Source organism: Microbacterium sp. NPDC089698 (genome assembly GCF_044749045.1).
Classification (GTDB): domain Bacteria; phylum Actinomycetota; class Actinomycetes; order Actinomycetales; family Microbacteriaceae; genus Microbacterium.
Genome location: NZ_JBIVHE010000005.1, coordinates 71,247 through 94,662, shown reverse-complemented (window position 1 = coordinate 94,662; position 23,416 = coordinate 71,247). Strand labels below are relative to the sequence as shown.

The following is a 23,416-nucleotide window of genomic DNA, read 5'->3' as shown; positions in this document are numbered from 1 at the left end:
GCTCGCCGGGTCAGGGCTGCGGGACGCTCAGCGCGCGAGCGCGCGGTCGGCGAGAGCGATGAGATCCTCGGTTCCGGTCCGCGATCCGACGCGCTCGGCGGAGGTCCGCATCGCCTCGCGGCGGACGTCGTCGCCCAGCAGCGGGACCACCTCGGCCCGCACGCGCTCCGGGGTGAGCTGCCCGTCCTCGATCAGCAGCGCCGCGCCCGCGTCGATCGCCGACGCGGCGTTCAAGCGCTGCTCGCCGTTGCCGACGGCGTAGGGCACGTAGATCGCGGGGATGCCGAGAGCGCTGATCTCGCTCACGGTCGCCGAGCCGGAGCGGGAGAGGATCAGATCCGCCAGTGCGAACGCGAGATCCATCCGGTCCAGGTAGCGGCGCAGGGCATAGCCCGGAACGCCGGGATCCGGCATGTCGGAGCGGTCGCCGGTCGCGTGCAGGATCTGCCATCCCGCGTCGAGGACGTCCTGCCAGGATCCGGCGATCGCCTCGTTCAGGCGCTGCGCTCCGAGGGAGCCGCCGAACACGAGCAGGACGGGTCGCTGCGGGTCGAGTCCGAACGCCGCCGCCGCCTCCGCGCGGAGCGCCGAACGGTCCAGGTCGACGATCTCCCGCCGCAGCGGCATCCCGACGACCTCGCCGCCGCGCAGGGGCGTTCCCGGGAACGCGACTCCGACGGCGGCCGCGGAGCGGGCGCCGAGCACGTTCGCCATGCCGGGGCGGGCGTTGGCCTCGTGCACGACGTACGGCACCCGCTCACGGCGCGCGGCCACATAGGCCGGCGCCGAGGCATAGCCGCCGAAGCCGATCACCTCGTCCACGCCGTGCTCGCGGATGTACGAGCGCACCTGCTTCACCGCGCGCGAGAACCGAGCGGGGAACGCGAGGGCGGCCCCGTTCGGGCGGCGCGGGAACGGCACCTTGTCGACCGTGAGCAGTTCGTAGCCGCGCTGCGGCACGAGCCGCGCTTCGAGCCCCTCGCGCGTGCCGAGCACGAGGACTCCCGTCTCCGGGTCGCGGGCGCGCAGGCCGTCGGCCACGGCGAGCAGCGGATTGACATGGCCGGCGGTACCACCGCCGGCCAGAAGATACGTGGTCACTTCCCGAGGCTACCCGACCGGCCTGCGGGCCGGCTCCGCCCGGACGCGGGGCTCTTCGCCGGTGCAGGCAGTGTGCGGGCGAAAGACAGCAGCACCCCGCAGGCGAGCAGCACCGACAGCAGCGAGGTGCCGCCCTGAGACATGAACGGCAAAGGGACGCCGAGCACCGGGAAGATCCGCAGCACGACGCCGATGTTGATGAGCGCCTGCGACAGGATCCACACCACGATGCCCCCCGAGGTGACGCGGACGAAGAGGTCGTCGGTGCGGCGGATCATGCGGAACACGGCGACCGCGAACAGTGCGAACAGCGCGAGCACGAGGGCGCAGCCGATGAGTCCCAGCTCCTCCCCCACGATCGCGAAGATGTAGTCGTTGGAGGCGGCGGGGAGCCAGCCGTACTTCTCGCGGGAGTTTCCGAGGCCGAGCCCGAAGATCCCGCCATTGGCCATCCCCCAGACCGCGTGCACCTGCTGCCAGCAGGTGGTGAGGTAGCAGCTCGTGTCGCTCTGCGTGCTGAACATGCTGAAGATCAGCATCCGGCGCCGCTCGTTCGTGAGGGCGAACAGGAGCACGGCGGCCGCGATGATGATCAGCGGCAGCAGGAAGACCCGCATCCGCACGCCGGAGAAGAACATCGCGCCCAGCAGCAGGAGGAACAGCACCATCGAGGTGCCGAGGTCCCCGCCGCCGTAGACGGACCCGATCGCGAGGAACGCGACCGGAAGGAGTGGGATGAAGACATGCTGCCAGCGGGTCAGCAGTGCTTGCTTGCGCCACAGGATGAAGCCGGCCCAGATCGCCAGCGAGAGCTTGATGAACTCCGAGGGCTGGAGCAGCTGCCCTCCGACGTTGAGCCAGTTCGTGTTGCCGTCGTTCTCCACGCCGAGGGGCGTGTAGACGAGCAGCTGCGCGCCGACCGAGAGGATGAGCAGCGGCCACGCCATGCGCTTCCAGAAGCGGACCGGGAAGCGGCTCATCAGGAACATGAGCGGCACGCCGACCGCGGCGACCAGCGCCTGCAGCAGGACGATCGAGAAGGGGCCCTTCCCCTGGTCCAGCGCGTTGGCGCTCGAGGCCGAGAGGATCATCACCAGCCCGAAGAGGGTCAGCAGCAGCGACGAGGAGGCGATCAGCGCGAACTCGGTGGACACCGGACGGAAGACCCGTCCCAGTCGCACCCGGGCGGCGAGTCCGTCGACGCGGGGCTCAGGCGCCGGCGTCCGGCGTGGTGCCACCTGCGTCATCGGTGCTCCCCTGATCGCTCGACCGTCCCTGATCGATCCACTGCCGCACCGCCTCGGCGAAGCGGTGGCCGCGATCCGCGTAGCTCGCGAACTGGTCGAAGGACGCCGCCGCCGGAGCGAGGAGCACGGTGTCCCCCTCCTGGGCGATGCCCGCGGCCAGTTCCACGACGCGGGTCATGACCTCTTCAGTGTCGCCGGGGACGACCTCCAGGACCTGCACCGCCGGCGCGTGTCGCGCGAACGCCTCGAGCACGTGACCGCGGTCGACGCCGATCACCACCGCGGCGCGCGCCGTCGCTCCGGCCCCCGCCACGAGGTCCGACAGGTCGATTCCCTTCAGATCCCCGCCGACGATCCAGATCGCGCCGGGGAACGCCTGCAGCGACGACTGCGCCGCGTGCGGGTTCGTCGCCTTCGAGTCGTCCACCCAGGTGACCCCCGCCGCACGGGCGATGACCTGGATGCGGTGCGCGTCGAGGCGGAAGTCGTCCAGCGCCGTCTTGATCGCCGCCGGCTCGGTCCCGAGCGAGCGGCTGAGGGCCGCGGCGGCGAGGATGTTCTGCACGATGTGCGGGGCGTTCAGCCCGTGCGCGGCGAGATCCGCGACGGTCGTGAGCTCGAGCGCGCTGTTGCGGCGGTCGTCGAGGAAGGCCCGGTCGGCCAGGATCCCCTCGACCACGCCCAGATCGCTCGGACCGGGGATCCCCAGTCCGAACCCGATCGCGCGGGCCCCCTCGATCACGTCCGCGTCCTCGACCATGCGCTGCGTGGCCTCGTCCGCCTTGTTGTAGACGCACGCCGTCCGGGTGTTCCGGTACACGAGGGCCTTGGCGTCGCGGTAGGCCTCGGCGCTGCCATGCCAGACCAGGTGGTCGTCGGCGAGGTTGAGGCACGTGGCCGCCCACGGCACCGGCTGACCGGCGGGATCCGAGAGCCCGAGGTACCAGAGCTGGTGGCTGGAGAGCTCGACCACGAGCACGTCGAAGCCGCCGGGGTCGCGCACCGCGTCGAGGACGGGCACGCCGATGTTCCCGCAGGGCGCGGCGCGCAGCCCGCCCGCGACGAGCATGGTCGCGGTGAGCTGGGTCGTGGTGGTCTTGCCGTTCGTACCGGTGATCAGCACCCATTCCGCGGGAGTGCCGTCGTCGCGGAGGACCTTGTCCCGCACGCGCCAGGCGAGTTCGATGTCGCCCCACAGCGCGATCGGCTGGGTGCGGATCCATGAGATCACCGGGTGGGCGGGGGCGAACCCCGGCGAGGCGATCACGACCTCGGGGGCGAAATCGACGAGGCGCTCCGGCACGGATCCGAGATCGCCGATCCACAGCTGGGCGCCGATCAGCGGCACCAGCCGCTCGTACTCCTCGGTCGCGCTCTCGGAGAGCACGAGCACCTCGGCGCCGAGCTCGGTCAGGGTGTCGGCGGCCGAGAAGCCGGTCACGGACAGTCCGAGCACCGCGACGCGGAGTCCCCGCCAGTCGGAGTGCCAGCTGGTCAGGGCATCGAGGTCGCGGGTCATGAGCTGGTCTGCCTCAGCCACTCGACGTAGAACAGGCCGAACGCCGACACCGACAGCAGGCCGGCGATGATCCACATGCGCACCACGATCGTGGCCTCCGGCCACCCGCGCATCTCGAGGTGATGGTGGAACGGGCTCTGCAGGAACAGCCGCTTGCCGCGCGTGAGCTTGAAGTAGGCCAGCTGCACGATCACCGAACCGGAGGCGATGATGAAGACGCCGGCCAGGAGCACGAGCAGGAGCTCGGTGCGGGTGAGGATCGCGAGGGCCGCGATCACGCCGCCGATCGACATGGATCCGACATCGCCCATGAAGACCTTCGCCTTGGGCGCGTTCCACCAGAGGAAGCCGATGAGCGCGCCGACGAAGGACGCCGAGATGACGGCGAGGTCGAACGGGTGCGCGACGTCGTAGCAGCCGGCTAGGGAGGACGGCGAGAGCGATTCCACCGTGCAGGACTGCTTGAACTGCCAGAACGAGATGAGGCTGTAGGCGCCGATCACGAACACCGCGCAGCCGGCGGCGAGGCCGTCCAGACCGTCGGTGAGGTTCACGCTGTTGGAGGTGGCGATGCCGATCACCGAGATCCAGAGCAGGTAGAGCAGCCAGCCGACGATCGGGCCGAGCGCGAACAGCCACAGCACGGGGATGTCGCGGAAGAGCGAGACGAACGCGCTGGCCGGGGTGTTGCCGGCGGGGCTGCGCACGGTCAGCGCGACGATCCCGAACGGCACCATGACGAGCACCTGGCCGAGGATCTTGCGCCAGCCGGAGAGCCCGAGGCTGTTGCGCTGGCGCAGCTTCATGTAGTCGTCGATGAACCCGACCGCACCGAAGCCCAGCATGAGCCAGATGACCAGCAGACCGGAGACCGTGGGATAGCTGCCGCCCGTGAAGGTGCCGACCACGTATCCGACCACGGTGCCGAGGATGAAGATCACGCCGCCCATCGTGGGCGTGCCGCGCTTGGCCTGATGGCTGGGGTTGCTGATGGACTCCGGCGTGCGGATGACCTGCCCCCAGCCCCACTTCCGGAACAGCCGGAGGAAGACCGGGGTCAGCAGGAGCGTGAACGCGAGGGAGATCGCGGCGGAGGTAAGCAGGGATCTCACGAGAACGATTCTCCCAGACGATCGCCGAGGAACCGGAGTCCGGCGGAGTTGGACGACTTGACGAGCACGCGATCCCCGGGGCGCAGTTCGGCCTGGAGGTACTCGAAGGCGGCGTCGGCGTCGGCGAGGTGCACGGCCTCGCCGTCCCACGACCCCTCGCCCACGGCCGCGAGGTAGAGCCGGCGCGCATCGGCGCCGACGACGACGATGCGCTGGATGTTCAGGCGCACGGCGAGCAGGCCGATCCGGTCGTGCTCATCGCCGGCGGTCTCGCCGAGCTCGCTCATCGCGCCCAGCACGGCGACCGTCCGCTCATCGGGACCGGTGATCTGCGCGAGCGTGCGCAGCGCCGCCGCCATGGAATCGGGGCTCGCGTTGTACGCGTCGTTGATGATGCGCACCTCGGCGCCGCCCATGGGCTGCATGCGCCAGCGCTCGGCGAGCTGCACCGTCTCCAGGCGCGCGATCGCGTCGGCGGGCGCGACGCCGAGCGCGCGTGCCGCGGCGATCGCGGCCAGGGCGTTGTTCACGTGATGCGCGCCCAGCACCTGCAGTCGCAGCGGCAGCTCCTGGCCGTCCACGAGCACGGTGCACGAGGTGCCGGATGCGGTGACGTCGATGCCGGCCGCGCGCACGGCGGCGGCCGGTCCCTGGCCGAAGCCGACGATCCGCAGTCCGTGCTCCTCGGCGAGCGGCGCCATGCCGGCCACGCGCGGGTCGTCGAGGTTCAGCACGGCGGTCCCGCCCCGGGTCGCGGCCGCGACGAGCTCCGCCTTGGCGCGAGCGGTCTCCTCGATCCCGCCGAAGCCGCCGGCGTGCGCGAGGCCGACCATGAGCTCGATGACCACGTCGGGGTGCACGAGCCCTGCGAGGCGGGCGATCTCGCCGGGCGCGCTGGCGCCGAACTCGCACACCAGGAAGCGGGTGGTGTCGGTGATCCGCAGCATCGTGAGCGGGGCGCCGACCTCGTTGTTGTAGGACGCGATCGGCGAGATCGTCTCGCCCTCGTCCTGCAGGATCCGGGCGAGGAAGTTCTTGGTCGTGGTCTTGCCGTTCGAGCCGGTGACGCCGACGATCCGCAGGTCGCCGGCCGCGCGGACGCGCGCCACGACGGCGCGCGCGAGCTCCGCGATCGCGTCGACGACGTCCGGCACGACGATCTGCGAGATCGCCTCATCGACGGGGTGCTCGACGAGCGCCAGCACGGCGCCGTTCTCGATCGCGGCGCCGACGAAACGGTGCCCGTCGGTGGTCTCACCGGGCTTGGCGACGAAGATGCCGCCCTGGGTCATCTGCCGCGAGTCGGTGTCGACGACTCCGGACACGATCGATGCGGGATCGTGACCTGCAGCGGGTCGCAGTTCGCCGCCGACGATCTCGGCGATCTCCGCGAGGGGCAGAGCGATCATGGGGATGGGATCCTCCGTGGGCGATGTCGCCGTTCCCGGGCGACGGCGGCCATCACTTGTACTTGGGCAGCAGCGGTTCCATGGGTGTGGTGGAGGGCTGCACGCGATAGGTCTTCAGCACCTGCGTCATGGCCTTCTGGAAGGCGGGCGCGGTGGCCGCAGACGAGGTTACCCTAGTGGGCTCGTCGAGGGTGACCACGACGACGTACTCCGGGTGGTCGGCGGGGGCGTATCCCACCATGCTGGTGAAGTAGATCCCCTCCTTGTACGCGCCGGTCTCGGGATCCGGCTTCTGCGCGGTTCCGGTCTTGGCCGCGATCCGGTAGCCGGGGACCTTGATCTCGTCCGAGACGCTGCCCTGCACGGCGACGTTCTCGATCATGCGGCTGAGCTCGGCGTCCTTGGTCGCGTCGAACACGCGCTGCGGCTTGGGCGTCGGGACCTCGGAGACCTTGCCGGAGGCGTCCGTGCAGGACTCCACGAGCGAGAGAGGGATCTTCACGCCGCCGTTGGCGATCGCCTGATAGGCGCTCGCGACCTGCGGTGCGGTGACCGTGTAGTACTGGCCGAACGTGGTCGTGTAGTGGGACTGGTAGTCCCAGTCCTTGACCGGGTGGATGATGCCGGAGGCCTCACCGGGGAAGTCGATCGCGGTCTTGCTGCCGACGCCGAACTTCACCAGCTCGTCGTAGCGCTGCTGGTCGGTCACCATGTCGCCGAACTTCGACAGCGCGACGTTCGACGAGTCGATGAGAGCGCCGGCGAGCGTGTAGTCGTAGGCCGGGTGCTCGAAGGCGTCGTTGATCACGGCGCCGTTCGGGAACTCCTCGTGGCTGGACGCCCCGGTGATCGACGTCGAGGCGTCGGCGTTCGCGTACTCCATGACGGAGGCGGCGGTGATCGCCTTGAACGTGGATCCCGGCTCGAAGCTCGTCGAGAAGATGCGCGATCCGCGGTCCTCGGGGTTCGCCGCTCCCGGGTCGTTGGGGTCGACAGTCGGATACTCGGCGGCCGCACGGATCTTGCCCGTGCCGACCTCGACGACCGTGACGGTGCCGGCCTTGGCCCCCTGCGCCTTGACCTCCTCGGAGATCATCTGCTGCAGGTACCACTGCAGCTCCGTGTTGATGGTGAGCTTCACCGTGCCCCCGTTGACCGCGGGCTTCTCCTGCTGGCTGCCGGGGATGATCACGCCGTCTCGGCCGGTGAGATAGGACTCCTGCCCCTTGGTCGCGCTCAGGCACTTGTTCTGGGTCTGCTCGAGCCCGGTGAGCTCCCCGTCGCCCGAGATGAAGCCGAGCAGGTTGCCCGCGACCGCTCCGTTCGGATAGACCCGGACGGAGCGGGGCAGCGCGGCGAGATAGTCGAGGCCGAGGGCGCGGATCTTCAGGAACTGATCGGTGCTCAGGCCCTTCTTGATCGGTGCGTACTGAGAGTCGGGGTTCGCGGCCAGGGCGTCGGACGCGATCTTGCGCACCTCGTCACCGGTCAGCCCCGTGATCGCGGCGATCTTGTCCGCCGCCTTCGTCCAGGGCAGCTTGGGCGGAGTCTTCGCGGTCTCGAGGCCGTGCATCGCCTTCGGATCCATCTGCAGGTCGTAGACCAGCTGGCTCTCCGCGAGCACCGTGCCGTTCGAGTCCTGGATCGTGCCGCGGGCTCCGTCGATGGACCTGGTCGTGCCGAGGTCGCCGGTCTCGATGGACTGCTTGACGTTCGCGGACGCGCTCACCACCTGGATGTCGACGAGGCGCACGAGGAACCCGCACATGACCGCGAGGATCAGTCCGAAGGCGAGAACGGTCCGCCGGCGCGGGGTCCGGCTGGCTCGGGGTGTCATCGGATCTCCGTCCGGGGCTCGCGGTCTGTCATCGTCTCGTGCGGGTGCGTGCGGTCCGTGGTCAGCGGATGGTCGGCGTCGGCAGTCCCTCGGCCGTGGGCGGCGCCGCCGGCTGCACCGGCTGCGTCTCCTGTGTCTTCGGTTGTACGCCCGCTCCCCCCGGGTTGCTCTCGGCGGGCGGCGGCGTGTCGCGGACCAGCGCGTTCGGAACGCCGTTCGCGCCCGTGGGGTTGACCGTGGACGCCCAGGCCGCAGGTCCGGCGGCGCCGATCACGCTGCCGTCGCTGAGGCGCAGATAGTTCGCGCTGCCGCCCACCACGAGTCCGAGCTTGGCGGCCTCCGCGGCGAGCGACTGCGGCGAGCTGACCCCGTCGAGGTCCTGGGCGGCGGCCTGCGCCTGCCAGGTCAGCTGCTTGTTCTGCTGGCTCAGCTTCGCGACCACGAACGAGTCCTGGGTGGTCGCGAGCGTGAGCGCGATCTGCGCCCCGGCGATGACGGCGGCCCCGGCGAGGGCGACGATGGCGTACGCCAGCCGCGGACGACGACGGCGGGCGGGGCGTTCGACCGCGCGGAGATGGCGGGAGCGCTCCGGCTCATCGAACTCGGGTTGCAGCAGGGCGTTCTCGGCCAGGCTCATCGCGCGGCGCTCCTCTGATCGTCACGCACTCGTTCCGCGGCGCGCAGGCGCACCGGGATGGCACGGGGGTTCGCCGCGCGCTCGTCCTCGTCGGCGAGCTCCGCGCCCTTGGTGAGCGTCTTGAACCGCGGCGCGTGCTCCGGCAGTTCGACGGGCAGCCCCGCGGGCGCGGTCGACGCGGAGGCGGCGGCGAAGGCCTGCTTGACGAGCCGGTCCTCCAGGGACTGGTAGGACATGACCACGATGCGCCCGCCCAGGACGAGGGCGTCCATCGCGGCAGGGATCGCGTCCGCCAGCACGTTGAGCTCGCGGTTGACCTCGATCCGCAGCGCCTGGAAGACGCGCTTGGCGGGGTGCCCCGCGCGCGCCACCGCGGCGGGGGTCGCCTCCTGCAGCACCTCGACGAGGCGTCCCGACCGCTCCAGCGGAGCGGACTGACGGGCCGCGACGATCGCTCGCGCATAGCGTCCGGCCAGCTTCTCCTCGCCATAGCGCTCGAAGATGCGGCGCAGCTGGCCCTCGCTGTAGGTGGCGAGCACCTCGGCGGCGGTGACACCGCTCGACTGGTCCATCCGCATGTCCAGCGGCGCATCCTTGGCGTACGCGAAGCCGCGCTCGGCCTCGTCAAGCTGCAGCGACGAGACGCCGAGATCGAAGAGTATTCCGGACGCGCCCTCGGCGTGGGTGCCGATCGCATCGTAGACGGTGTGCACCAGCGTGACGCGATCGCCGAAGCGGGCGAGCCGCTCCCCCGCGATCCGCAGGGCGTCGGTGTCGCGGTCGAGACCGACCAGGCGGATGTGCGGCAGGCGCTCGAGGAAGGCCTCGGAGTGCCCGCCCATGCCGAGCGTGGCGTCCACGAGGATCGCCCCGTCGCGCTGCAGGGCGGGTGCCAGCAGCTCGACGCAGCGCTCGAGCATCACGGGGGTGTGTATGCGACGGATGTCCATGATTTCCTTCGGCCCTCCGGTCCCTGGCCCTGATCCCCATCCGCTCGACCCGGCACCGGGGAAGGTGCGCCGGGGCGGGAGCGGCTGGGAGTCACAGCCAGGGGCCCGTTCAGAACAGGCCGGGGATCACCTCCTCCTCGAGTTCGGCGAAGGCGTCTTCGTGTCCTTCGGCGTACGCGTTCCACGCCGCCGCGTCCCAGATCTCGGCGTGCGCGCCAACACCGGTGACGATGAGTTCTTTGCCCAGGCCGGCGTATGCGCGCAGGTGGGCGGGGATCGTGATGCGGTTCTGGCTGTCCGGCATCTCGGCGCTCGCCCCGGAGAGGAACATGCGCAGGAACGCACGCGCCTCCTTGTTCGCGAGCGGCGCCTGGCGGATGCGCTCGTGCACGCTCTCGAACTCGGCCGTGCTGAACACGTAGAGGCAGCGGTCCTGACCTCGGGTGACGACGATGCCGCCGGCGAGGTCTTCGCGGAACTTGGCGGGGAGGATGACACGGCCCTTGTCGTCGAGCTTGGGGGAATGCGTGCCGAGCAACATGCGCCTATCCCCCTTTCGCCGCCGTTTCCTCCACTTTACTCCACATCCCTCCATTTCGATACCTATTCGTGTCCGCAGCTGCGGGGAGGCGGGGATGACGAAGGCCCCTGTTCCGCGGAATCACGCGGAACAGGGGCCTGTGGAGTGGAGTGGAGGGATCTGTGGGGAGAAAGGGAGGAATCGGGGGTGGGCGGGCTCCGGGGAACGACGGAGGGCCCGGACGCCGTAGCGTCCGGGCCCTCAGCAGGTCTGAGCGAGGAGGTCAGCGCTCCTCGTGGCGGCGATCCCACCGATCGTTCATGCGATCCATGAACGACGGTGAGGGCTCTTTCGTCTTCGTGGCGGATCCCCCGTCGCGTCCACCGGTCTGGTGCACCGGGGTCAGCGCCAGCATGAGCCCGCCGAGCATGGCGGCGAACGCGATGACGCCGATGATGATCCCGCCGATGTTGCCGACCACGACGCCCACGATCAGGCCGCCGACGCCGGCCAGCAGCAGCACGGCTCCGTAGATGAGATTGCGATAGCTGAGCGCGCGGTCTCCGGCGTGCGCGGAAACGACGTCGGCGTCGTTCTGCATGAGATGGCGTTCCATCTCGTCGAGCAGACGCTGCTCCTGTTCGGAGAGTGGCATTTCGTCCCCCTCGGGTGGTCTTCCCGACAGTCTACGCGTGCCGGGATGCACCAGGGTAGGGATTCGGCTGGGAGTTGGGCATCACCTTGCAGAACGCGCCGGCGACCGGGTCCTGACCGTGCTGGGTAGGCTGATCCGGTGGCATCCTCCTCCGCTGTGATCGACCAGGTCTCCGCCCGCCTCGACGCCTTCGTCGCCCGGATGAGAGAGGAGACCGCGACGTACGGACCCGATGCCTCCGCCTTCGTCTCATCCGCCGAGGCCACCCTCCGCGGAGGCAAGCGGCTGCGCGCCCGGTTCTGCCATGCGGGCTGGGCTTCGGTCGCGGGAACCGACGAGATCGACGTCGAGCCGACCGCCCTCTGGGACGCCTGCGCCGCGCTCGAGGTGTTCCAGTCCGCCGCCCTCGTGCACGACGATCTGATCGACAATTCGGACACCCGTCGCGGCAGGCCCTCCGCGCATCGCGCTCTCGAGGCGGCGCACGTCGGACAGGGCTGGAGCGGGAGCGCCGTGGACTTCGGCCGTGCCGCCGCCGTGCTGCTCGGCGACCTGCTGGTCGCCTGGAGCGACGACCTGCTCGAAGCGGGCATCGCGGCGAGCGCGCACGCCGACGCCGTGCGCGCGGAGTACGCCAGGATGCGCCGCGACGTCACGATCGGCCAGTTCCTGGACATCGCCGAGGAGTCGGCGTGGAGCGTGAACGTCGATGACGGCCATGCGGAGCGCGCCCTGCGCGTCGTCTCGCTCAAGGCCGCACGGTACAGCGTCGAACAGCCGCTGCTGATCGGGGCGGCGATCGCCGGCGCCGATGGGACGCAGCAGGCGGCGCTGCGCGCTTTCGGCCACCCGCTCGGAATGGCGTTCCAGCTGCGCGACGACGTGCTCGGCGTGTTCGGCGACGAGAAGGTCACCGGCAAGCCCGCCGGCGACGACCTGCGGGAGGGCAAGCGCACACTGCTGATCGCCTGGACGCGCCAGGCGCTGGCCCCGCAGGGGCGCCGCATCGTCGACGAGCTGCTCGGCGACCCGCATCTCACGGCGGATCAGATCGCGAGCCTGCAGGAGATCATCGTGGAGTCCGGCGCGCTGACCCGCATGGAGCAGCTGATCACGGAGTACGCGGAGTCGGGCGAGGCGGCGCTGCAGGGCGCCCCGCTGGACGCCGCCGCACTCGACCTGCTGCGCGGGCTCGCGCGCGACGCGACGCAGCGCACCGCCTGAGGTCGGATCAGGCCAGGGTTCTGGCGACCCGGCGCACCTCGCTCTTGTGCCCCTCGCGCAGGGCGGCGATCGGCGCGCGGCCCATCGACTCCTCCTCGGCGAGCAGCCAGTCGATGGCCTCGTCGTCGCTGAACCCGGCGTCCTTGAGCACGATGATCGTGCCGCGCAGAGATGCGAGCGGCTGACCGTCCTTGAGGAAGACCGCGGGGACGGCGAGCGGCCCGTTGCGGCGCGACCCCACGAGGTACTGCTCGTCGAACAGCCGGCGCACGCGTCCGAGCGTCTCGCCCAGGATCTCGACGAGCTCGGGGAGGGTCAACCATTCGGCCGTCGGGGCCGTCGTTTCCGTTTCAGACACTCAGCAATGTTCTCATCCCCTGGCGCGACCGGCGATCACATGCGCATCTCCGCCCTTGATCACATCTTTCACATTCATCACTTCAGTTGACTTGAGTACACATCCGTGACAGCGTCGTAGGGCCGTACGCGCAAGGACGCGCGCGGCGTCAGACGTCAGAATCGGGGGATCCATGACGACCACGACCCGTCCGCGCCGCGCGCTCTGCCTCGCCGTGCCGACCGTGCTGCTGACCACGGTGGCGACCGCGCTCGCGGCGGCGCCCGCGCAGGCGCACACCCCCGTGCGCACCCCGCTGACCGCGCTCCCGACCGGTGCGATCGCGGCCGCGCTGTCCGCCAGGAGCGTTCCGACCGAGACCGCACCGCCGACGACGTACACCGTGCAGGACGGCGACACGCTCTGGGACATCGCGCGCGCCCACGGGACCAGCGTCGCCGCACTGTACGCCGCGAACGGACTCGGATCCGACTCGATCATCTATCCCGGCCAGGTGCTCGCCCTCGGCGGGTCCGCCGCTCCCGCCGCGGTGCCCGCGGAGGCCCCGGCCCCCGCCGCGGCGACCGACGCCGCCGCTCCCGGCTACGCCGTGGTCGCGGGCGACACGCTGTGGTCGATCGCGCACGAGCACGGGATCACGCTCGCAGAACTCTACGCGGCGAACGGGCTCTCCCCCGACTCGATCATCTACCCCGGCCAGACGCTCCGGTTCTCCGCACCCGCGCCGGCTCCGGCCCCCGCGCCCGCTCCGGCTGCCGTCGACGCCGCGCCGCAGCCCGCACCCGACACGTACACGGCACCGCAGGTCGTCCTGAGCGAGGTGCAGACCGCGAACGCACAGCACATCATCCGCGTCGGCCGGGAGCTGGGTGTGAGCGACCGCGGCATCGCGATCGCCCTGGCCACCGCGATGGTCGAGTCCGGCCTCGTGAACACCCCGTCCGGCGACCGCGACTCGATCGGCCTGTTCCAGCAGCGCCCCAGCACGGGCTGGGGCACGCCGGAGCAGATCGCGGACGCCGACTACGCGATCAGGGCCTTCTACCTGGGCACGCCGCACACCAACGGTCTGCTGGACATCCCCGGCTGGGAGGACCTCGGCTTCAGCGAGGCCGCGCAGGACGTGCAGATCTCCGCCTTCCCCGCCCGTTACGGACTGTGGGAGCCGCAGGCGGACGGCTGGCTCGCGGCGCTCGGCTGAACCGTCGCGGGATCCGCTCCCCGAGAACGGAAAAGCGCCCGCACGCGAGCCGTTCCCCGGGCTCTCAGCGAGTTCTCCATAGACTCTTGCCGTGACGACCAGCCAACAAGCCGACCCCCTCATCGGGCGGCTCGTCGACGGTCGCTACCGCGTCCGCGCGCGGATCGCCCGTGGGGGCATGGCGACGGTGTACGTCGCCACGGATCTTCGCCTCGAGCGCCGCATCGCGCTCAAGGTCATGCACGGCCACCTCAGCGACGACTCGGTGTTCCAGAGCCGCTTCATCCAGGAGGCCCGCGCGGCCGCCCGCCTCGCCGACCCGCACGTCGTCAACGTCTTCGACCAGGGTCAGGACGGCGAACTCGCCTACCTCGTGATGGAGTATCTGCCCGGCATCACGCTGCGCGAGCTCATGCGCGAGCAGCGCCGCCTCACCGTCCCGCAGACCATCACGATCATGGATGCGGTGCTCTCGGGGCTCGCCGCCGCGCACCGCGCCGGCATCGTGCACCGCGACGTCAAGCCCGAGAACGTGCTGCTGGCCGAGGACGGCCGGATCAAGATCGGCGATTTCGGGCTGGCCCGCGCGACCACGGCGAACACCGCCTCAGGCGCCCAGCTGATGGGCACGATCGCCTATCTCGCCCCCGAGCTCGTCACCCGCGGCACTGCGGACGCCCGCAGCGACATCTATGCGCTCGGCATCATGCTCTACGAGATGCTCGTCGGCGAGCAGCCGTACAAGGGCGAGCAGCCCATGCAGATCGCGTTCCAGCACGCGACCGACTCGGTCCCGCGTCCGAGCGTGCGGAACCCCGGTGTGCCGGAGCAGCTCGACGAGCTCGTGCTGTGGGCGACCGAGAAGTCGCCGGACGAGCGCCCGGACGATGCGCAGGAGATGCTCGAGCGCCTGCGCGTGATCGAGCGCGAGCTGGGCGTCACGCCCAGTCCGACCACCGCGAAGACCACGGTCGTGCCGATGCGCGACACCGGCGACCAGACCCTGGTGCTGCCCGGCGTCCCCACCTCGACCGCCCCTGCGCCCGCGGCGGACGCCCCGCTCGACAACGCCACGCTGCTGCGCCGCCGCACCGCGCACCGGCGCTCCCGCGGGGCGCTGCTGCTCGTCCTCGTGCTGCTGCTGGCCGTCCTGGCCGGCGGGACCGGCTGGTGGTTCGGATCGGGCCCCGGCTCGAAGCTCTCCGTGCCGGACGTCGCGGGCAAGACCTGGGAGGTCGCCGCGGCCACGATCACGAAGGAGGGCCTCACCCCCGTTCAGGGCAGTGAGAACTCCCTCAACGTGCCGCAGGGCCAGGCGATCCGCACGGATCCCGGCTCGGGCACCCGCGTGGACAAGAAGGCGAAGGTCACCGTGCTGATCTCGGCGGGACCCGCCAAGCACGACCTCCCCAAGCTCGACGCGATGACCGAGCAGCAGGCCAAGCAGACGCTCGCGCCCTTGCACCTGACCCTGCAGGACTCCGTGTCGCTCTTCTCCGGGGCGGACAACGGTCTCGTGATCAATGCCGAGGTCACCCCGCGCGCGGGAGGCGCGACCTACGAGTGCGGTGAGGGCTGCACCGTCTTCGAGGGTGACCAGATCCGCCTTCTCGTCTCCCTGGGCCCCGTGCCGGACGTGACCGGCCTGACGGTCGACGACGCCACGAGCAAGCTCAAGGCCGTGCAGCTCAATGCCGACTCCAGCTCCGCCGCGTCCTACAGCGACAGCGTGCCGAAGGGCCGCGTGATCGGCATCGGCGACCGCGAGGGCGGCGGCAACTGGCGCCCCGGCGACACGATCGTGCTGAACGTGTCGAAGGGCCCCCAGCCCGTCACGGTGCCCGACGTCGTCGGCAGGAACCTCGCCGAAGCCATGCAGACGCTCACGAACGCGGGCCTGAACCCGCAGACCAGCGTGCCGGAGATCGCCTGGAGCCTGTTCCAGGTGACGGGGACGGACCCCAAGGCCGGCGACAGCGTGGACAAGAACTCGACCATCCGGGTCAAGGTCTCCGGCTGATCCGAGCGTCCGCATCGCAGTGAGCCGTCCGCTTCCGTCTGCGACGAAGGTCCGGCGCCTCCCGTCTGCGACGAAGGTCCGGCACCGCGGCGCGGTACCGGACCTTCTGTCACAGCGGCGTGTCAGCGCTTCTCGAGCTCCTCTGCGACGAGGAACGCGAGCTCGAGCGACTGCATGTGGTTCAGGCGCGGGTCGCACAGCGACTCGTAGCGCGTCGCCAGCCCCTCCTCGTCGATCTGCTCGGATCCGCCCAGGCACTCGGTGACGTCGTCGCCCGTGAGCTCGACGTGGATGCCTCCGGGGAACGTGCCCACAGCGCGGTGCGCCTCGAAGAAGCCGCGCACCTCGTCGACCACGTCGTCGAAGCGACGGGTCTTGTAGCCGGTCGGCGTGGTGATGCCGTTGCCGTGCATGGGGTCGGTGACCCACAGCGGCTGCGCACCGGAGTCCTTCACGGCCTCCAGCAGCGGCGGCAGGGCCTCGCGGATCTTGCCCGCGCCCATGCGCGTGATGAACGTGAGCCGGCCCGGCTCGCGGTTCGGGTCGAGCTTGTCGATGAGCGCGAGCGCCGTGTCGGTCGTCGTGGTGGGGCCGAGCTTCACGCCGATCGGGTTGCGGATCTTCGAGAAGTAGTCGACGTGCGCACCGTCGAGCTCGCGCGTGCGCTCGCCGATCCACAGGAAGTGCGCCGCAGTGTTGTACGGCGTGAGCGTCCGCGAGTCGATGCGGGTCATCGGCCGCTCGTAGTCCATCAGCAGGCCTTCGTGCCCGGTGAAGAACTCGACGCGCTTGAGCTCGTCGAAGTCGGCGCCCGCGGCTTCCATGAACTTGATCGCACGGTCGATCTCCGCGGCCATGCGCTCGTAGCGCTGGTTCGCCGGGTTCTGCGCGAATCCCTTGTTCCAGGAGTGCACCTCGCGGAGATCCGCGAAGCCACCCTGGGTGAAGGCGCGGATGAGGTTCAGCGTCGAGGCGGCCGTGTGGTACCCCTGCAGCAGGCGCGAGGGGTTCGCCTCACGGGATCCCTCTGTGAAGTCATAGCCGTTGACGATGTCGCCACGGTACGCGGGGAGGGTGACGTCGCCGCGGGTCTCGGTGTCGCTCGAGCGCGGCTTGGCGAACTGCCCCGCCATGCGCCCCATCTTCACCACCGGCATCGAGGCGCCGTAGGTGAGCACGACCGCCATCTGCAGGACCGTCTTGATACGGTTGCGGATCTGGTCGGCGGTGGCACCGGCGAAGGTCTCGGCGCAGTCGCCGCCCTGGAGCAGGAACGCCTGTCCGGAGGCGGCGCGGGCGAGGCGCTCGCGGAGGTTGTCCACCTCACCGGCGAACACCAGCGGAGGCAGCGCGGCGATCTGCGAGGAGACCTCGGCGACGCGCTCGGCGTCGGGCCACTGCGGCTGCTGCTTGATCGGGAGGGCGCGCCACGAGTCGAGATCGAGAGGCTGAGGCATCCCCCCATCCTAGGGTGCCGGGAAGGGGGCGGATCGCTCTATGAAGCGTCCGCGGCCAGGCGCCCTAGGAAGCCTGCGAGGCCAATCGCTCCTTGACCGTCGAGGCGTAGACGTCCTCGTAGTGCTGCTCCCCCAGGCGCTGCAGCGCGACCATGATCTCGTCGGTGACCGAGCGCAGGATGTAGCGGTCGTTCTCCATGCCCGCGTAGCGGGAGAAGTCGAGGGGCTCGCCGATCACCATTCCCACGCGCATGATGTTCGGGATGCGCTGCCCGGTCGGCATCGCCACATCGGTGTCGACCATCACCACGGGGATCACCGGGACCTTCGCCTCCAGCGCCATCCGCGCGATGCCGGTACGGCCGCGGTAGAGCTTGCCGTCGGGGCTGCGGGTGCCCTCGGGGTAGATGCCGAGCAGATCGCCGCGCCCGAGCACGCCCAGCCCCGTGTTGAGCGAGGCCTCGGAGGCCTTGCCGCCGGAACGGTCGATGGGCAGCTGCCCCGTGCCCTTCATGAACATGCGGGTCGCCCAGCCCTTGAGGCCCCTGCCCGTGAAGTAGTCGCTCTTGGCGAGGAAGGACATCTTCCGGTCCAGCATGAGCGGCAGGAAGATCGAGTCCGAGAAGGACAGATGGTTGCTCGCCATGATCGCCGCGCCCGTGACGGGCACATGCTGACGGCCCACGACCCACGGGCGGAAGATCGCCTTCACCAGCGGCCCGATGGCGATGTACTTCATGAACCAGTAGATCATCGCCCCGCAGTCTATCCCGCCGCCGCGACCAGGACGAGAGTCAGGTTCACCCTTGCGACGCAGTTTCACGGATCGTGCGACTGAATCTCACCGTAGATGCCCCGTCCCCAGGCGCCCCATGGCATAGACTCCTGGGAAGCATGTACCCGTCCGGCCCCGAAGGAGTTGCCGTGGTCCAGTTCGAAGTCCCCGCGATCGTGAAAGCCGCACCCGAGGACAACATCACCGACCTCCTCGAGCAGCGGGTGCAGAAGACCCCGAATCTCGCGCTGTTCTCCGTGCCGGAGGGCGCCGGGTGGCGCGACATCACGGCCGCCGAGTTCCGCACCGCGGTGATCGCCCTCGCGAAGGGGTTCGTCGCCGCCGGGATCCAGCCGGGCGAGAAGGTCGGCTTCCTGGCCCGTACGACCTACGAGTGGACCCTGGTCGACTTCGCGCTGTTCTACGCCGGCGCCGTGATGGTGCCGATCTACGAGACCAGCTCCCCGTCGCAGATCCAGTGGATCATGGAGGACTCCGGGGCGATCTCGCTCCTGGTCGAGTCCCCCGAGCACTTCACCCGCTTCGACGAGGTGCGCGGCGACCTCCCGCTCGTGCGCGACGTGTGGCAGATGCACCTCGGCGCGATCGCACAGCTCACGGCGCAGGGCGCCGAGGTGCCGGACGAGGAGATCGAGCGCCGTCGCGTGATCGCGAACGCGGCGGACATCGCCACGCTCATCTACACCTCCGGTTCGACCGGCCGCCCCAAGGGCTGCGTGCTGACCCACAGCAACTTCGTCGAGCTGGCCCGCAACGCCGCGAAGTCGCTCGACGACGTGGTCTCCATCCAGGGCGCCTCGACCGTGCTGTTCATCACGACCGCGCACGTGTTCGCGCGGTTCATCTCGATCCTCGACATCCACGCCGGCGTGCGCACGGGCCACCAGCCCGACACCAAGCAGCTGCTCCCTGCGCTCGGCTCCTTCAAGCCCACCTTCCTCCTGGCCGTGCCGCGCGTGTTCGAGAAGGTCTATAACTCGGCCGAGCAGAAGGCGGAGGCCGGCGGCAAGGGCAAGATCTTCCGCGCCGCCGCGGCGACCGCCATCGAGCACTCCCGCCTCGTCGAGGAGGGCGCGAAGATCCCGCTCGGCATGAAGATCAAGTTCGCCCTGTTCGACCGGCTCGTCTATGCCAAGCTCCGCGAGGCGATGGGCGGCAACATCCAGTACGCGATCTCCGGATCCGCGCCGCTCGGCGCCCGCCTCGGCCACTTCTTCCACAGCCTCGGCGTCGTGATCCTGGAGGGCTACGGCCTCACCGAGACGACGGCCCCCGCCACGGTGAACCTGGCGGACAAGTCCAAGATCGGCACGGTCGGCCCCGCTCTGCCCGGGGTGGGCATCCGCCTCGCCGACGACGGCGAGATCGAGGTGCGCGGCATCAACGTCTTCAAGGAGTACTGGAACAACCCGGAGGCGACCGAGGCCGCGTTCCGCGACGGCTGGTTCCGCACCGGCGATCTCGGCTCTTTCGACGACGAGGGCTTCCTGACGATCACCGGTCGCAAGAAGGAGATCATCGTCACCGCCGGCGGCAAGAACGTCTCCCCCGCCGCGCTCGAGGATCCGATCCGCGCCAACCCGATCGTCGGCCAGGTGGTCGTGGTCGGCGATCAGAAGCCGTTCATCGCAGCGCTCGTCACGCTCGACCCCGAGATGCTGCCGTCGTGGCTGGCGAACAACGGGCTGCCGGCCGACATGTCGCTCGCGGACGCCGCCACGAACGATGCGGTGCGTGCCGAGGTGCAGCGCGCGATCGATGTCGCCAACACCCGGGTGTCGCGCGCCGAGTCGATCCGCAAGTTCACGATCCTCCCCTCCGAGTGGACCGAGGCGAGCGGGCACCTCACGCCCAAGCTCTCGATCAAGCGCAACGTGATCATGAAGGACTTCGCGCCCCAGGTCGCCGCGATCTACGACGAGACCACCGCGACCACGACCGTGCCGCTGGGCTGAGCGCGGACACCAGAAGGGCCCCGGGGGATCCCCCGGGGCCCTTCTCGTGCGCACGGAACCGCGCGGCTGGTCAGAACAGGGCGTTGAGCCGCCCCCACGGGAGGCGCTCGGCCGTCGAGGTCGCCACGCCCTCGCCCAGGACTTCGTGCGCCATCCTCAGCGTGGCGGCATGCACGGCCTCCGCGACCGCGGATCCCACGCTGATCCGCGCCGCGCCCGCGGCGGCGAGTTCGGCGACCGCCGGCGTGGTCGCATCGAGCGCGACGTTCACGGGCAGATCCACGGCATCGGCCAGCTCCCGGAGCGCGGTCACGGGCACCGCTCCGAGGACGAGTATGCCGTCCGCGCCCGCCTCGGCGTACGCGCGGGCGCGCGTCACGGTCTCGGCCATCCAGCGCTCCGCATCGCCGAGCAGCGAGTGCGTGTCGATCCGAGCGTTGAGGAAGAGCGGGCAGCCCGCGGCCTCCGCGGCGGTCCTGGCCGCGGTCAGCCGCTCGGCCTGCTCCCCCGGCGCTCGGAGCGAGTCCTCGAGGTTGACGCCCACGACGCCCATCGCGACGGCCTCCGCCACGGTCTCGGCGACGGCGCCCGGCGCGTCTCCGAACCCGTCCTCCAGGTCGGCCGTGAGCGGGAGCCTGTCCCCGACGGCGTCCATGATCCGCCGCAGCGCCTGGAGCGCGACGGCCCGATCGAGACGGTGGCCGTCTGCGCTGCCGTTCGCCCAGGCGATCCCGGCGCTCGTGGTCGCGATCGCACGCACGCCCGCCTGCTCCGTGATCCGCGCGGACACGGGATCCCACGCGTTGATGAGCACGAGCGGATCCCCGGGGACGTGAAGCGAGCGGAACGCCTCGGCGCGGGAGCGCTGTGCTGCCGGAACCGTCATGCCGATCCCTCCGGCATCAGAACCAGGGGCTCTCGCGCACCTCGCGCATCGCGACCTTGCGGGTCTCGGGGGCGAGCCGGGAGAGGTAGACCTTGCCGTCGAGGTGGTCCGTCTCGTGCTGCAGGGCCTGGGCCAGCAGGCCCTCCCCCTCCAGCACCACGGGTTCGCCGTCGAGGTCGATGCCCTCCACGCGCGCCCACGGGTAGCGCAGCGCGTCGTGCCACAGGCCGGGCACGGACAGGCAGCCCTCCCCGGTCGGCACGGGTTCGCCGCGCACCTCGACGAGCACCGGGTTCAGCACGTAGCCGATGTCGCCGTCGATGTTGTAGCTGAAGGCGCGCAGCGCCACGCCGATCTGCGGCGCGGCGACCCCGGCGCGGCCGGGGAGCTCGACGCTGTCGACGAGGTCGGCCACGAGGGCGCGCACGCCGTCGTCGATCGTGCCGATCTCCGCGCACACGGTGCGCAGCACGGGGTCTCCGAAGAGCCGGATCTCGCGGACCGCCATCAGGCCGCCTGCTCCCTCAGGCCCTCGACCACGATCGCGGCCAGCTCGCGCGCGGCCTGCCGGGTCTCGGGCTGCAGAGCGGCGAACGTGATGGCGCTGCCGGCAGCGATCCGGGCGTCGTACGGAATGCGCAGAACGTGCGCGACGCGGGTGCGGAAGTGCGCCTCCAGCTCCCCCAGGCGCACCATGGGCGATCCGGGAGTGGACTGGTTGAGCACCACGACGGCATCGCGCACCTTGTCGGCGTAGCCGTTGGTCTCCAGCCACGTGAGCGTCTCGGACGCGAGCCGCGCCTCGTCGACGCTCAGGCCCGCGACGATCACGATCGTGTCCGCACGGTCCAGGGTCGCGCCCATCACCGAGTGCACGATACCGGTGCCGGTGTCGGTGAGCACGAGCGAGTAGTAGTGCGCGGCCACCGAGGCGACCTGGTCGTAGTCCTCGTCGTTGAACGCCTCGGAGACCCGCGGATCCGCGTCCGAGGCCAGGACGTCGAGGCGGGTCGCGTCGCGCGAGACCACGGCAGAGATGTCGTGATAGCCGGTGACCTGGTCGTGGATCCGCACCAGATCGCGCACCGTCTTGCTGTTGGTGCGCGCGATGCGGTCGGCGAGCGTGCCCCGGTCGGGGTTCGCGTCGACCGCGATGACCCGGTCCTCGCGCGAGTCGGCGAGCGCCATTCCGAGCAGCGCCGTCACGGTCGTCTTGCCGACGCCGCCCTTACGGCTCAGCACGGGGACGAAGCGGGCCGTTCCGGACAGCGGTGCGGCGATGCGCGCGCTCAGCGCCTTGCGCTCCTGGGCGCGCTTGCCGTCTCCGAGGTTGATGCGGCGGCCGGAAACCGTGTAGAGCAGGTGGCTCCACAGCCCCTCGGGCTCGGGCCCCACGAGCTTGCTGGCATCCAGCAGCCGGTCGGCGGTGAGCAGGTCCGCGCTCTCGCGCTGCCGGTCGCCGAGCTGGTCCAGCCGTCGCGACGCGAGGTCGGGCTCGGGGGTGCGGGCGTGATCGGCGGTCATGGTCTCCTCCTCTGCCGCGGCGGAGGTCGCGGTGGTCACCTCGAGCCCTCGCACCGGCCCAGGCTCGGTCGGCTCGACAGCCCGGAGCACGATCGACTCGACGGGTGCGGCGAGCGGCTCCCCCGCCGCGACATCGACGGGGCGCTCGTCGACCTCGATCGGTGCGGAGTCCGGGACGCTCACGACGTCCTCAGGCACGACATCTTCGGGCACGACGTCCTCAGGCACGACGTCCTCGTGCTCGACGTCCTCGGACGCCTCGTCGGCCGTGGCCGGAACGAGCTCGGCCGTCGGCTCCTCGTGCTCCGGCTCCGCTTCTTCGTCAGCGGTCACGACGTCAGCAAGCTCGTCATCAGCGGGATCGTCATCAGCGGGCTCGTCGTCAGCAGGCTCGCCATCAGCAGGCTCGTCGTCGACGATCGCGTCGTCCACAGACGCGTCGCCCACAGACGCGTCGCCCACGGTTCCCTCGTCGGCGGCCGTCGGCTCCGCGTCGTCCTCGTCCTCGGGGGCCTCGGCGAGCACGTCCTCGGACGCGGTCGGCTCATCGGCCGCCGCGTCCGCCTCGCCCGTCGGCGCGACGTCCTCGTCCTCGGATCCGGCGTCCGCGTCGGCCTCGGGGGCCGCGCCGGCGCCGTCCTCGACGAGCTCGGCCACCACGACGTCCTCGGCGGCGGCCGCCGGGATCTCGATCACGATGTCCGAGAAGCCGGTCCCCAGATGGATCCGGCCGATTCCGTCGTCCTCGGGGACGAGGGCAGCGGGGTCGGCGTCGAGGACGAGGTCGGCGAAGGCCTCCCCGTCGGTGACGTCGTCGTCGACGAGATCGTCGTCGTCCGCGACGGGCAGTGCGACCTGCACCTGTGCCGTGGCGTCGCCGAGCAGCCCGATGCCGACGGTGCCGATGGCACCGGTGCTGTCGAGGATTCCGAGGGATTCCTCGGGATCCTCGCTCTGTGTATTCCTGCGTTCTGTGCTCATGATGCTTCTCCCCCGTGATACGCCCTG

The 23,416-nt window shown here is 70.5% G+C and carries 20 protein-coding genes; 4 read left to right on the top strand and 16 right to left on the bottom strand.

The features are described 5' to 3' along the window. Nucleotides 1–27 precede the first annotated feature (27 nt). The 10 genes from ACIPY5_RS14210 to ACIPY5_RS14165 all read right to left on the bottom strand — a co-directional run bounded on the left by ACIPY5_RS14210 (nucleotide 28) and on the right by ACIPY5_RS14165 (nucleotide 10,987). Nucleotides 28–1,101 carry a UDP-N-acetylglucosamine--N-acetylmuramyl-(pentapeptide) pyrophosphoryl-undecaprenol N-acetylglucosamine transferase gene (locus ACIPY5_RS14210; RefSeq protein WP_400971756.1) on the bottom strand — a complete coding sequence of 358 codons (1,074 nt, stop codon included), beginning with the start codon at nucleotides 1,099–1,101 and terminating at the stop codon, nucleotides 28–30. After that, a complete protein-coding gene (locus ACIPY5_RS14205) occupies nucleotides 1,098–2,348 on the bottom strand; it encodes an FtsW/RodA/SpoVE family cell cycle protein (protein WP_400971755.1) in 1,251 nt (416 codons plus the stop codon). The genes ACIPY5_RS14210 and ACIPY5_RS14205 overlap by 4 nt, the downstream gene beginning before the upstream one ends. Then, nucleotides 2,311–3,867: a UDP-N-acetylmuramoyl-L-alanine--D-glutamate ligase gene (murD, locus tag ACIPY5_RS14200; RefSeq protein WP_400972147.1), complete on the bottom strand. Its 1,557-nt coding sequence runs from the start codon at nucleotides 3,865–3,867 to the stop codon at nucleotides 2,311–2,313. Before murD ends, ACIPY5_RS14205 begins: the two co-directional genes overlap by 38 nt. Continuing rightward, on the bottom strand, nucleotides 3,864–4,979 hold the full coding sequence (mraY, locus tag ACIPY5_RS14195) for a phospho-N-acetylmuramoyl-pentapeptide-transferase (protein ID WP_309339979.1): 1,116 nt from the start codon (nucleotides 4,977–4,979) through the stop codon (nucleotides 3,864–3,866). The genes murD and mraY overlap by 4 nt, the downstream gene beginning before the upstream one ends. Next, nucleotides 4,976–6,388 carry a UDP-N-acetylmuramoyl-tripeptide--D-alanyl-D-alanine ligase gene (murF, locus tag ACIPY5_RS14190; RefSeq protein ID WP_400971752.1) on the bottom strand — a complete coding sequence of 471 codons (1,413 nt, stop codon included), beginning with the start codon at nucleotides 6,386–6,388 and terminating at the stop codon, nucleotides 4,976–4,978. Before murF ends, mraY begins: the two co-directional genes overlap by 4 nt. A gap of 52 nt (nucleotides 6,389–6,440) precedes the next feature. After that, entirely contained in the window at nucleotides 6,441–8,225 is a 1,785-nt protein-coding gene (locus tag ACIPY5_RS14185; protein WP_309339976.1) for a penicillin-binding protein 2, read from the bottom strand. 61 nt (nucleotides 8,226–8,286) lie between these two features. Next, complete coding sequence (locus ACIPY5_RS14180; RefSeq protein ID WP_309339974.1) at nucleotides 8,287–8,862, bottom strand: hypothetical protein; 576 nt, start codon at nucleotides 8,860–8,862, stop codon at nucleotides 8,287–8,289. Beyond that, nucleotides 8,859–9,812: a 16S rRNA (cytosine(1402)-N(4))-methyltransferase RsmH gene (gene rsmH, locus ACIPY5_RS14175; protein WP_400971750.1), complete on the bottom strand. Its 954-nt coding sequence runs from the start codon at nucleotides 9,810–9,812 to the stop codon at nucleotides 8,859–8,861. Before rsmH ends, ACIPY5_RS14180 begins: the two co-directional genes overlap by 4 nt. A gap of 109 nt (nucleotides 9,813–9,921) precedes the next feature. Next, the gene (gene mraZ / locus ACIPY5_RS14170) at nucleotides 9,922–10,353 is read right to left on the bottom strand and encodes a division/cell wall cluster transcriptional repressor MraZ (RefSeq protein WP_251442017.1); all 432 of its coding nucleotides are present in this window, start codon (nucleotides 10,351–10,353) and stop codon (nucleotides 9,922–9,924) included. A 262-nt stretch (nucleotides 10,354–10,615) separates the two neighbouring features. Further along, nucleotides 10,616–10,987 carry a DUF3040 domain-containing protein gene (locus ACIPY5_RS14165; RefSeq protein ID WP_309339969.1) on the bottom strand — a complete coding sequence of 124 codons (372 nt, stop codon included), beginning with the start codon at nucleotides 10,985–10,987 and terminating at the stop codon, nucleotides 10,616–10,618. 138 nt (nucleotides 10,988–11,125) lie between these two features. On the opposite strand from ACIPY5_RS14165, the gene ACIPY5_RS14160 reads away from it, so the two are divergent. After that, nucleotides 11,126–12,211, top strand: a complete 1,086-nt coding sequence (locus ACIPY5_RS14160; RefSeq protein ID WP_400971746.1) for a polyprenyl synthetase family protein — start codon at nucleotides 11,126–11,128, stop codon at nucleotides 12,209–12,211. Between the two features lie 7 nt (nucleotides 12,212–12,218). Here the strand turns inward: ACIPY5_RS14160 and ACIPY5_RS14155 are convergent, their stop codons facing one another. Beyond that, nucleotides 12,219–12,569 carry an Rv2175c family DNA-binding protein gene (locus ACIPY5_RS14155; RefSeq protein ID WP_400971744.1) on the bottom strand — a complete coding sequence of 117 codons (351 nt, stop codon included), beginning with the start codon at nucleotides 12,567–12,569 and terminating at the stop codon, nucleotides 12,219–12,221. A 172-nt stretch (nucleotides 12,570–12,741) separates the two neighbouring features. On the opposite strand from ACIPY5_RS14155, the gene ACIPY5_RS14150 reads away from it, so the two are divergent. Both ACIPY5_RS14150 and pknB read left to right on the top strand, forming a co-directional pair. Continuing rightward, nucleotides 12,742–13,770, top strand: coding sequence for a LysM peptidoglycan-binding domain-containing protein (locus ACIPY5_RS14150; RefSeq protein ID WP_400971742.1), 1,029 nt, complete (start codon nucleotides 12,742–12,744; stop codon nucleotides 13,768–13,770). Nucleotides 13,771–13,861: 91 nt separating this feature from the next. Beyond that, complete coding sequence (pknB, locus tag ACIPY5_RS14145; RefSeq protein ID WP_400971740.1) at nucleotides 13,862–15,790, top strand: Stk1 family PASTA domain-containing Ser/Thr kinase; 1,929 nt, start codon at nucleotides 13,862–13,864, stop codon at nucleotides 15,788–15,790. A 122-nt stretch (nucleotides 15,791–15,912) separates the two neighbouring features. Here the strand turns inward: pknB and ACIPY5_RS14140 are convergent, their stop codons facing one another. Together ACIPY5_RS14140 and ACIPY5_RS14135 are read right to left on the bottom strand one after the other, a co-directional pair. Next, nucleotides 15,913–17,247 carry a class II 3-deoxy-7-phosphoheptulonate synthase gene (locus tag ACIPY5_RS14140; protein WP_105687131.1) on the bottom strand — a complete coding sequence of 445 codons (1,335 nt, stop codon included), beginning with the start codon at nucleotides 17,245–17,247 and terminating at the stop codon, nucleotides 15,913–15,915. Between the two features lie 64 nt (nucleotides 17,248–17,311). Next, nucleotides 17,312–18,001 (bottom strand): 1-acyl-sn-glycerol-3-phosphate acyltransferase, encoded by a 690-nt coding sequence (locus tag ACIPY5_RS14135; protein WP_292715054.1) that lies wholly within the window; start codon nucleotides 17,999–18,001, stop codon nucleotides 17,312–17,314. A gap of 140 nt (nucleotides 18,002–18,141) precedes the next feature. Here ACIPY5_RS14135 and ACIPY5_RS14130 point away from each other — a divergent pair, with 140 nt between their 5' ends. Next, a complete protein-coding gene (locus ACIPY5_RS14130) occupies nucleotides 18,142–19,998 on the top strand; it encodes an AMP-dependent synthetase/ligase (RefSeq protein ID WP_396652878.1) in 1,857 nt (618 codons plus the stop codon). A 70-nt stretch (nucleotides 19,999–20,068) separates the two neighbouring features. On the opposite strand, the gene ACIPY5_RS14125 is transcribed toward ACIPY5_RS14130, so the two are convergent. Genes ACIPY5_RS14125 through ACIPY5_RS14115 form a run of 3 tightly spaced genes read right to left on the bottom strand, consistent with a single transcriptional unit; the run spans nucleotide 20,069 to nucleotide 23,389 of the window. Continuing rightward, nucleotides 20,069–20,884, bottom strand: coding sequence for an isocitrate lyase/phosphoenolpyruvate mutase family protein (locus tag ACIPY5_RS14125; protein WP_400971738.1), 816 nt, complete (start codon nucleotides 20,882–20,884; stop codon nucleotides 20,069–20,071). Between the two features lie 16 nt (nucleotides 20,885–20,900). Then, entirely contained in the window at nucleotides 20,901–21,392 is a 492-nt protein-coding gene (locus ACIPY5_RS14120) for a peptide deformylase (RefSeq protein WP_400971736.1), read from the bottom strand. Next, entirely contained in the window at nucleotides 21,392–23,389 is a 1,998-nt protein-coding gene (locus ACIPY5_RS14115) for an AAA family ATPase (protein ID WP_400971735.1), read from the bottom strand. The genes ACIPY5_RS14120 and ACIPY5_RS14115 overlap by 1 nt, the downstream gene beginning before the upstream one ends. Between the last annotated feature and the right edge of the window lie 27 nt (nucleotides 23,390–23,416).

What these genes read in the sequence shown, in the direction of transcription:
- ACIPY5_RS14205 (WP_400971755.1), bottom strand. Translation starts at nt 2,348, where the DNA reads ATGACGCAGGTGGCACCACGCCGGACGCCGGCGCCTGAGCCCCGCGTC.
- murD (WP_400972147.1), bottom strand. Translation starts at nt 3,867, where the DNA reads ATGACCCGCGACCTCGATGCCCTGACCAGCTGGCACTCCGACTGGCGG.
- murF (WP_400971752.1), bottom strand. Translation starts at nt 6,388, where the DNA reads ATGATCGCTCTGCCCCTCGCGGAGATCGCCGAGATCGTCGGCGGCGAA.
- ACIPY5_RS14185 (WP_309339976.1), bottom strand. Translation starts at nt 8,225, where the DNA reads ATGACACCCCGAGCCAGCCGGACCCCGCGCCGGCGGACCGTTCTCGCC.
- ACIPY5_RS14180 (WP_309339974.1), bottom strand. Translation starts at nt 8,862, where the DNA reads ATGAGCCTGGCCGAGAACGCCCTGCTGCAACCCGAGTTCGATGAGCCG.
- rsmH (WP_400971750.1), bottom strand. Translation starts at nt 9,812, where the DNA reads ATGGACATCCGTCGCATACACACCCCCGTGATGCTCGAGCGCTGCGTC.
- mraZ (WP_251442017.1), bottom strand. Translation starts at nt 10,353, where the DNA reads ATGTTGCTCGGCACGCATTCCCCCAAGCTCGACGACAAGGGCCGTGTC.
- ACIPY5_RS14165 (WP_309339969.1), bottom strand. Translation starts at nt 10,987, where the DNA reads ATGCCACTCTCCGAACAGGAGCAGCGTCTGCTCGACGAGATGGAACGC.
- ACIPY5_RS14150 (WP_400971742.1), top strand. Translation starts at nt 12,742, where the DNA reads ATGACGACCACGACCCGTCCGCGCCGCGCGCTCTGCCTCGCCGTGCCG.
- ACIPY5_RS14140 (WP_105687131.1), bottom strand. Translation starts at nt 17,247, where the DNA reads ATGCCTCAGCCTCTCGATCTCGACTCGTGGCGCGCCCTCCCGATCAAG.
- ACIPY5_RS14135 (WP_292715054.1), bottom strand. Translation starts at nt 18,001, where the DNA reads ATGATCTACTGGTTCATGAAGTACATCGCCATCGGGCCGCTGGTGAAG.
- ACIPY5_RS14130 (WP_396652878.1), top strand. Translation starts at nt 18,142, where the DNA reads ATGTACCCGTCCGGCCCCGAAGGAGTTGCCGTGGTCCAGTTCGAAGTC.
- ACIPY5_RS14125 (WP_400971738.1), bottom strand. Translation starts at nt 20,884, where the DNA reads ATGACGGTTCCGGCAGCACAGCGCTCCCGCGCCGAGGCGTTCCGCTCG.
- ACIPY5_RS14120 (WP_400971736.1), bottom strand. Translation starts at nt 21,392, where the DNA reads ATGGCGGTCCGCGAGATCCGGCTCTTCGGAGACCCCGTGCTGCGCACC.
- ACIPY5_RS14115 (WP_400971735.1), bottom strand. Translation starts at nt 23,389, where the DNA reads ATGAGCACAGAACGCAGGAATACACAGAGCGAGGATCCCGAGGAATCC.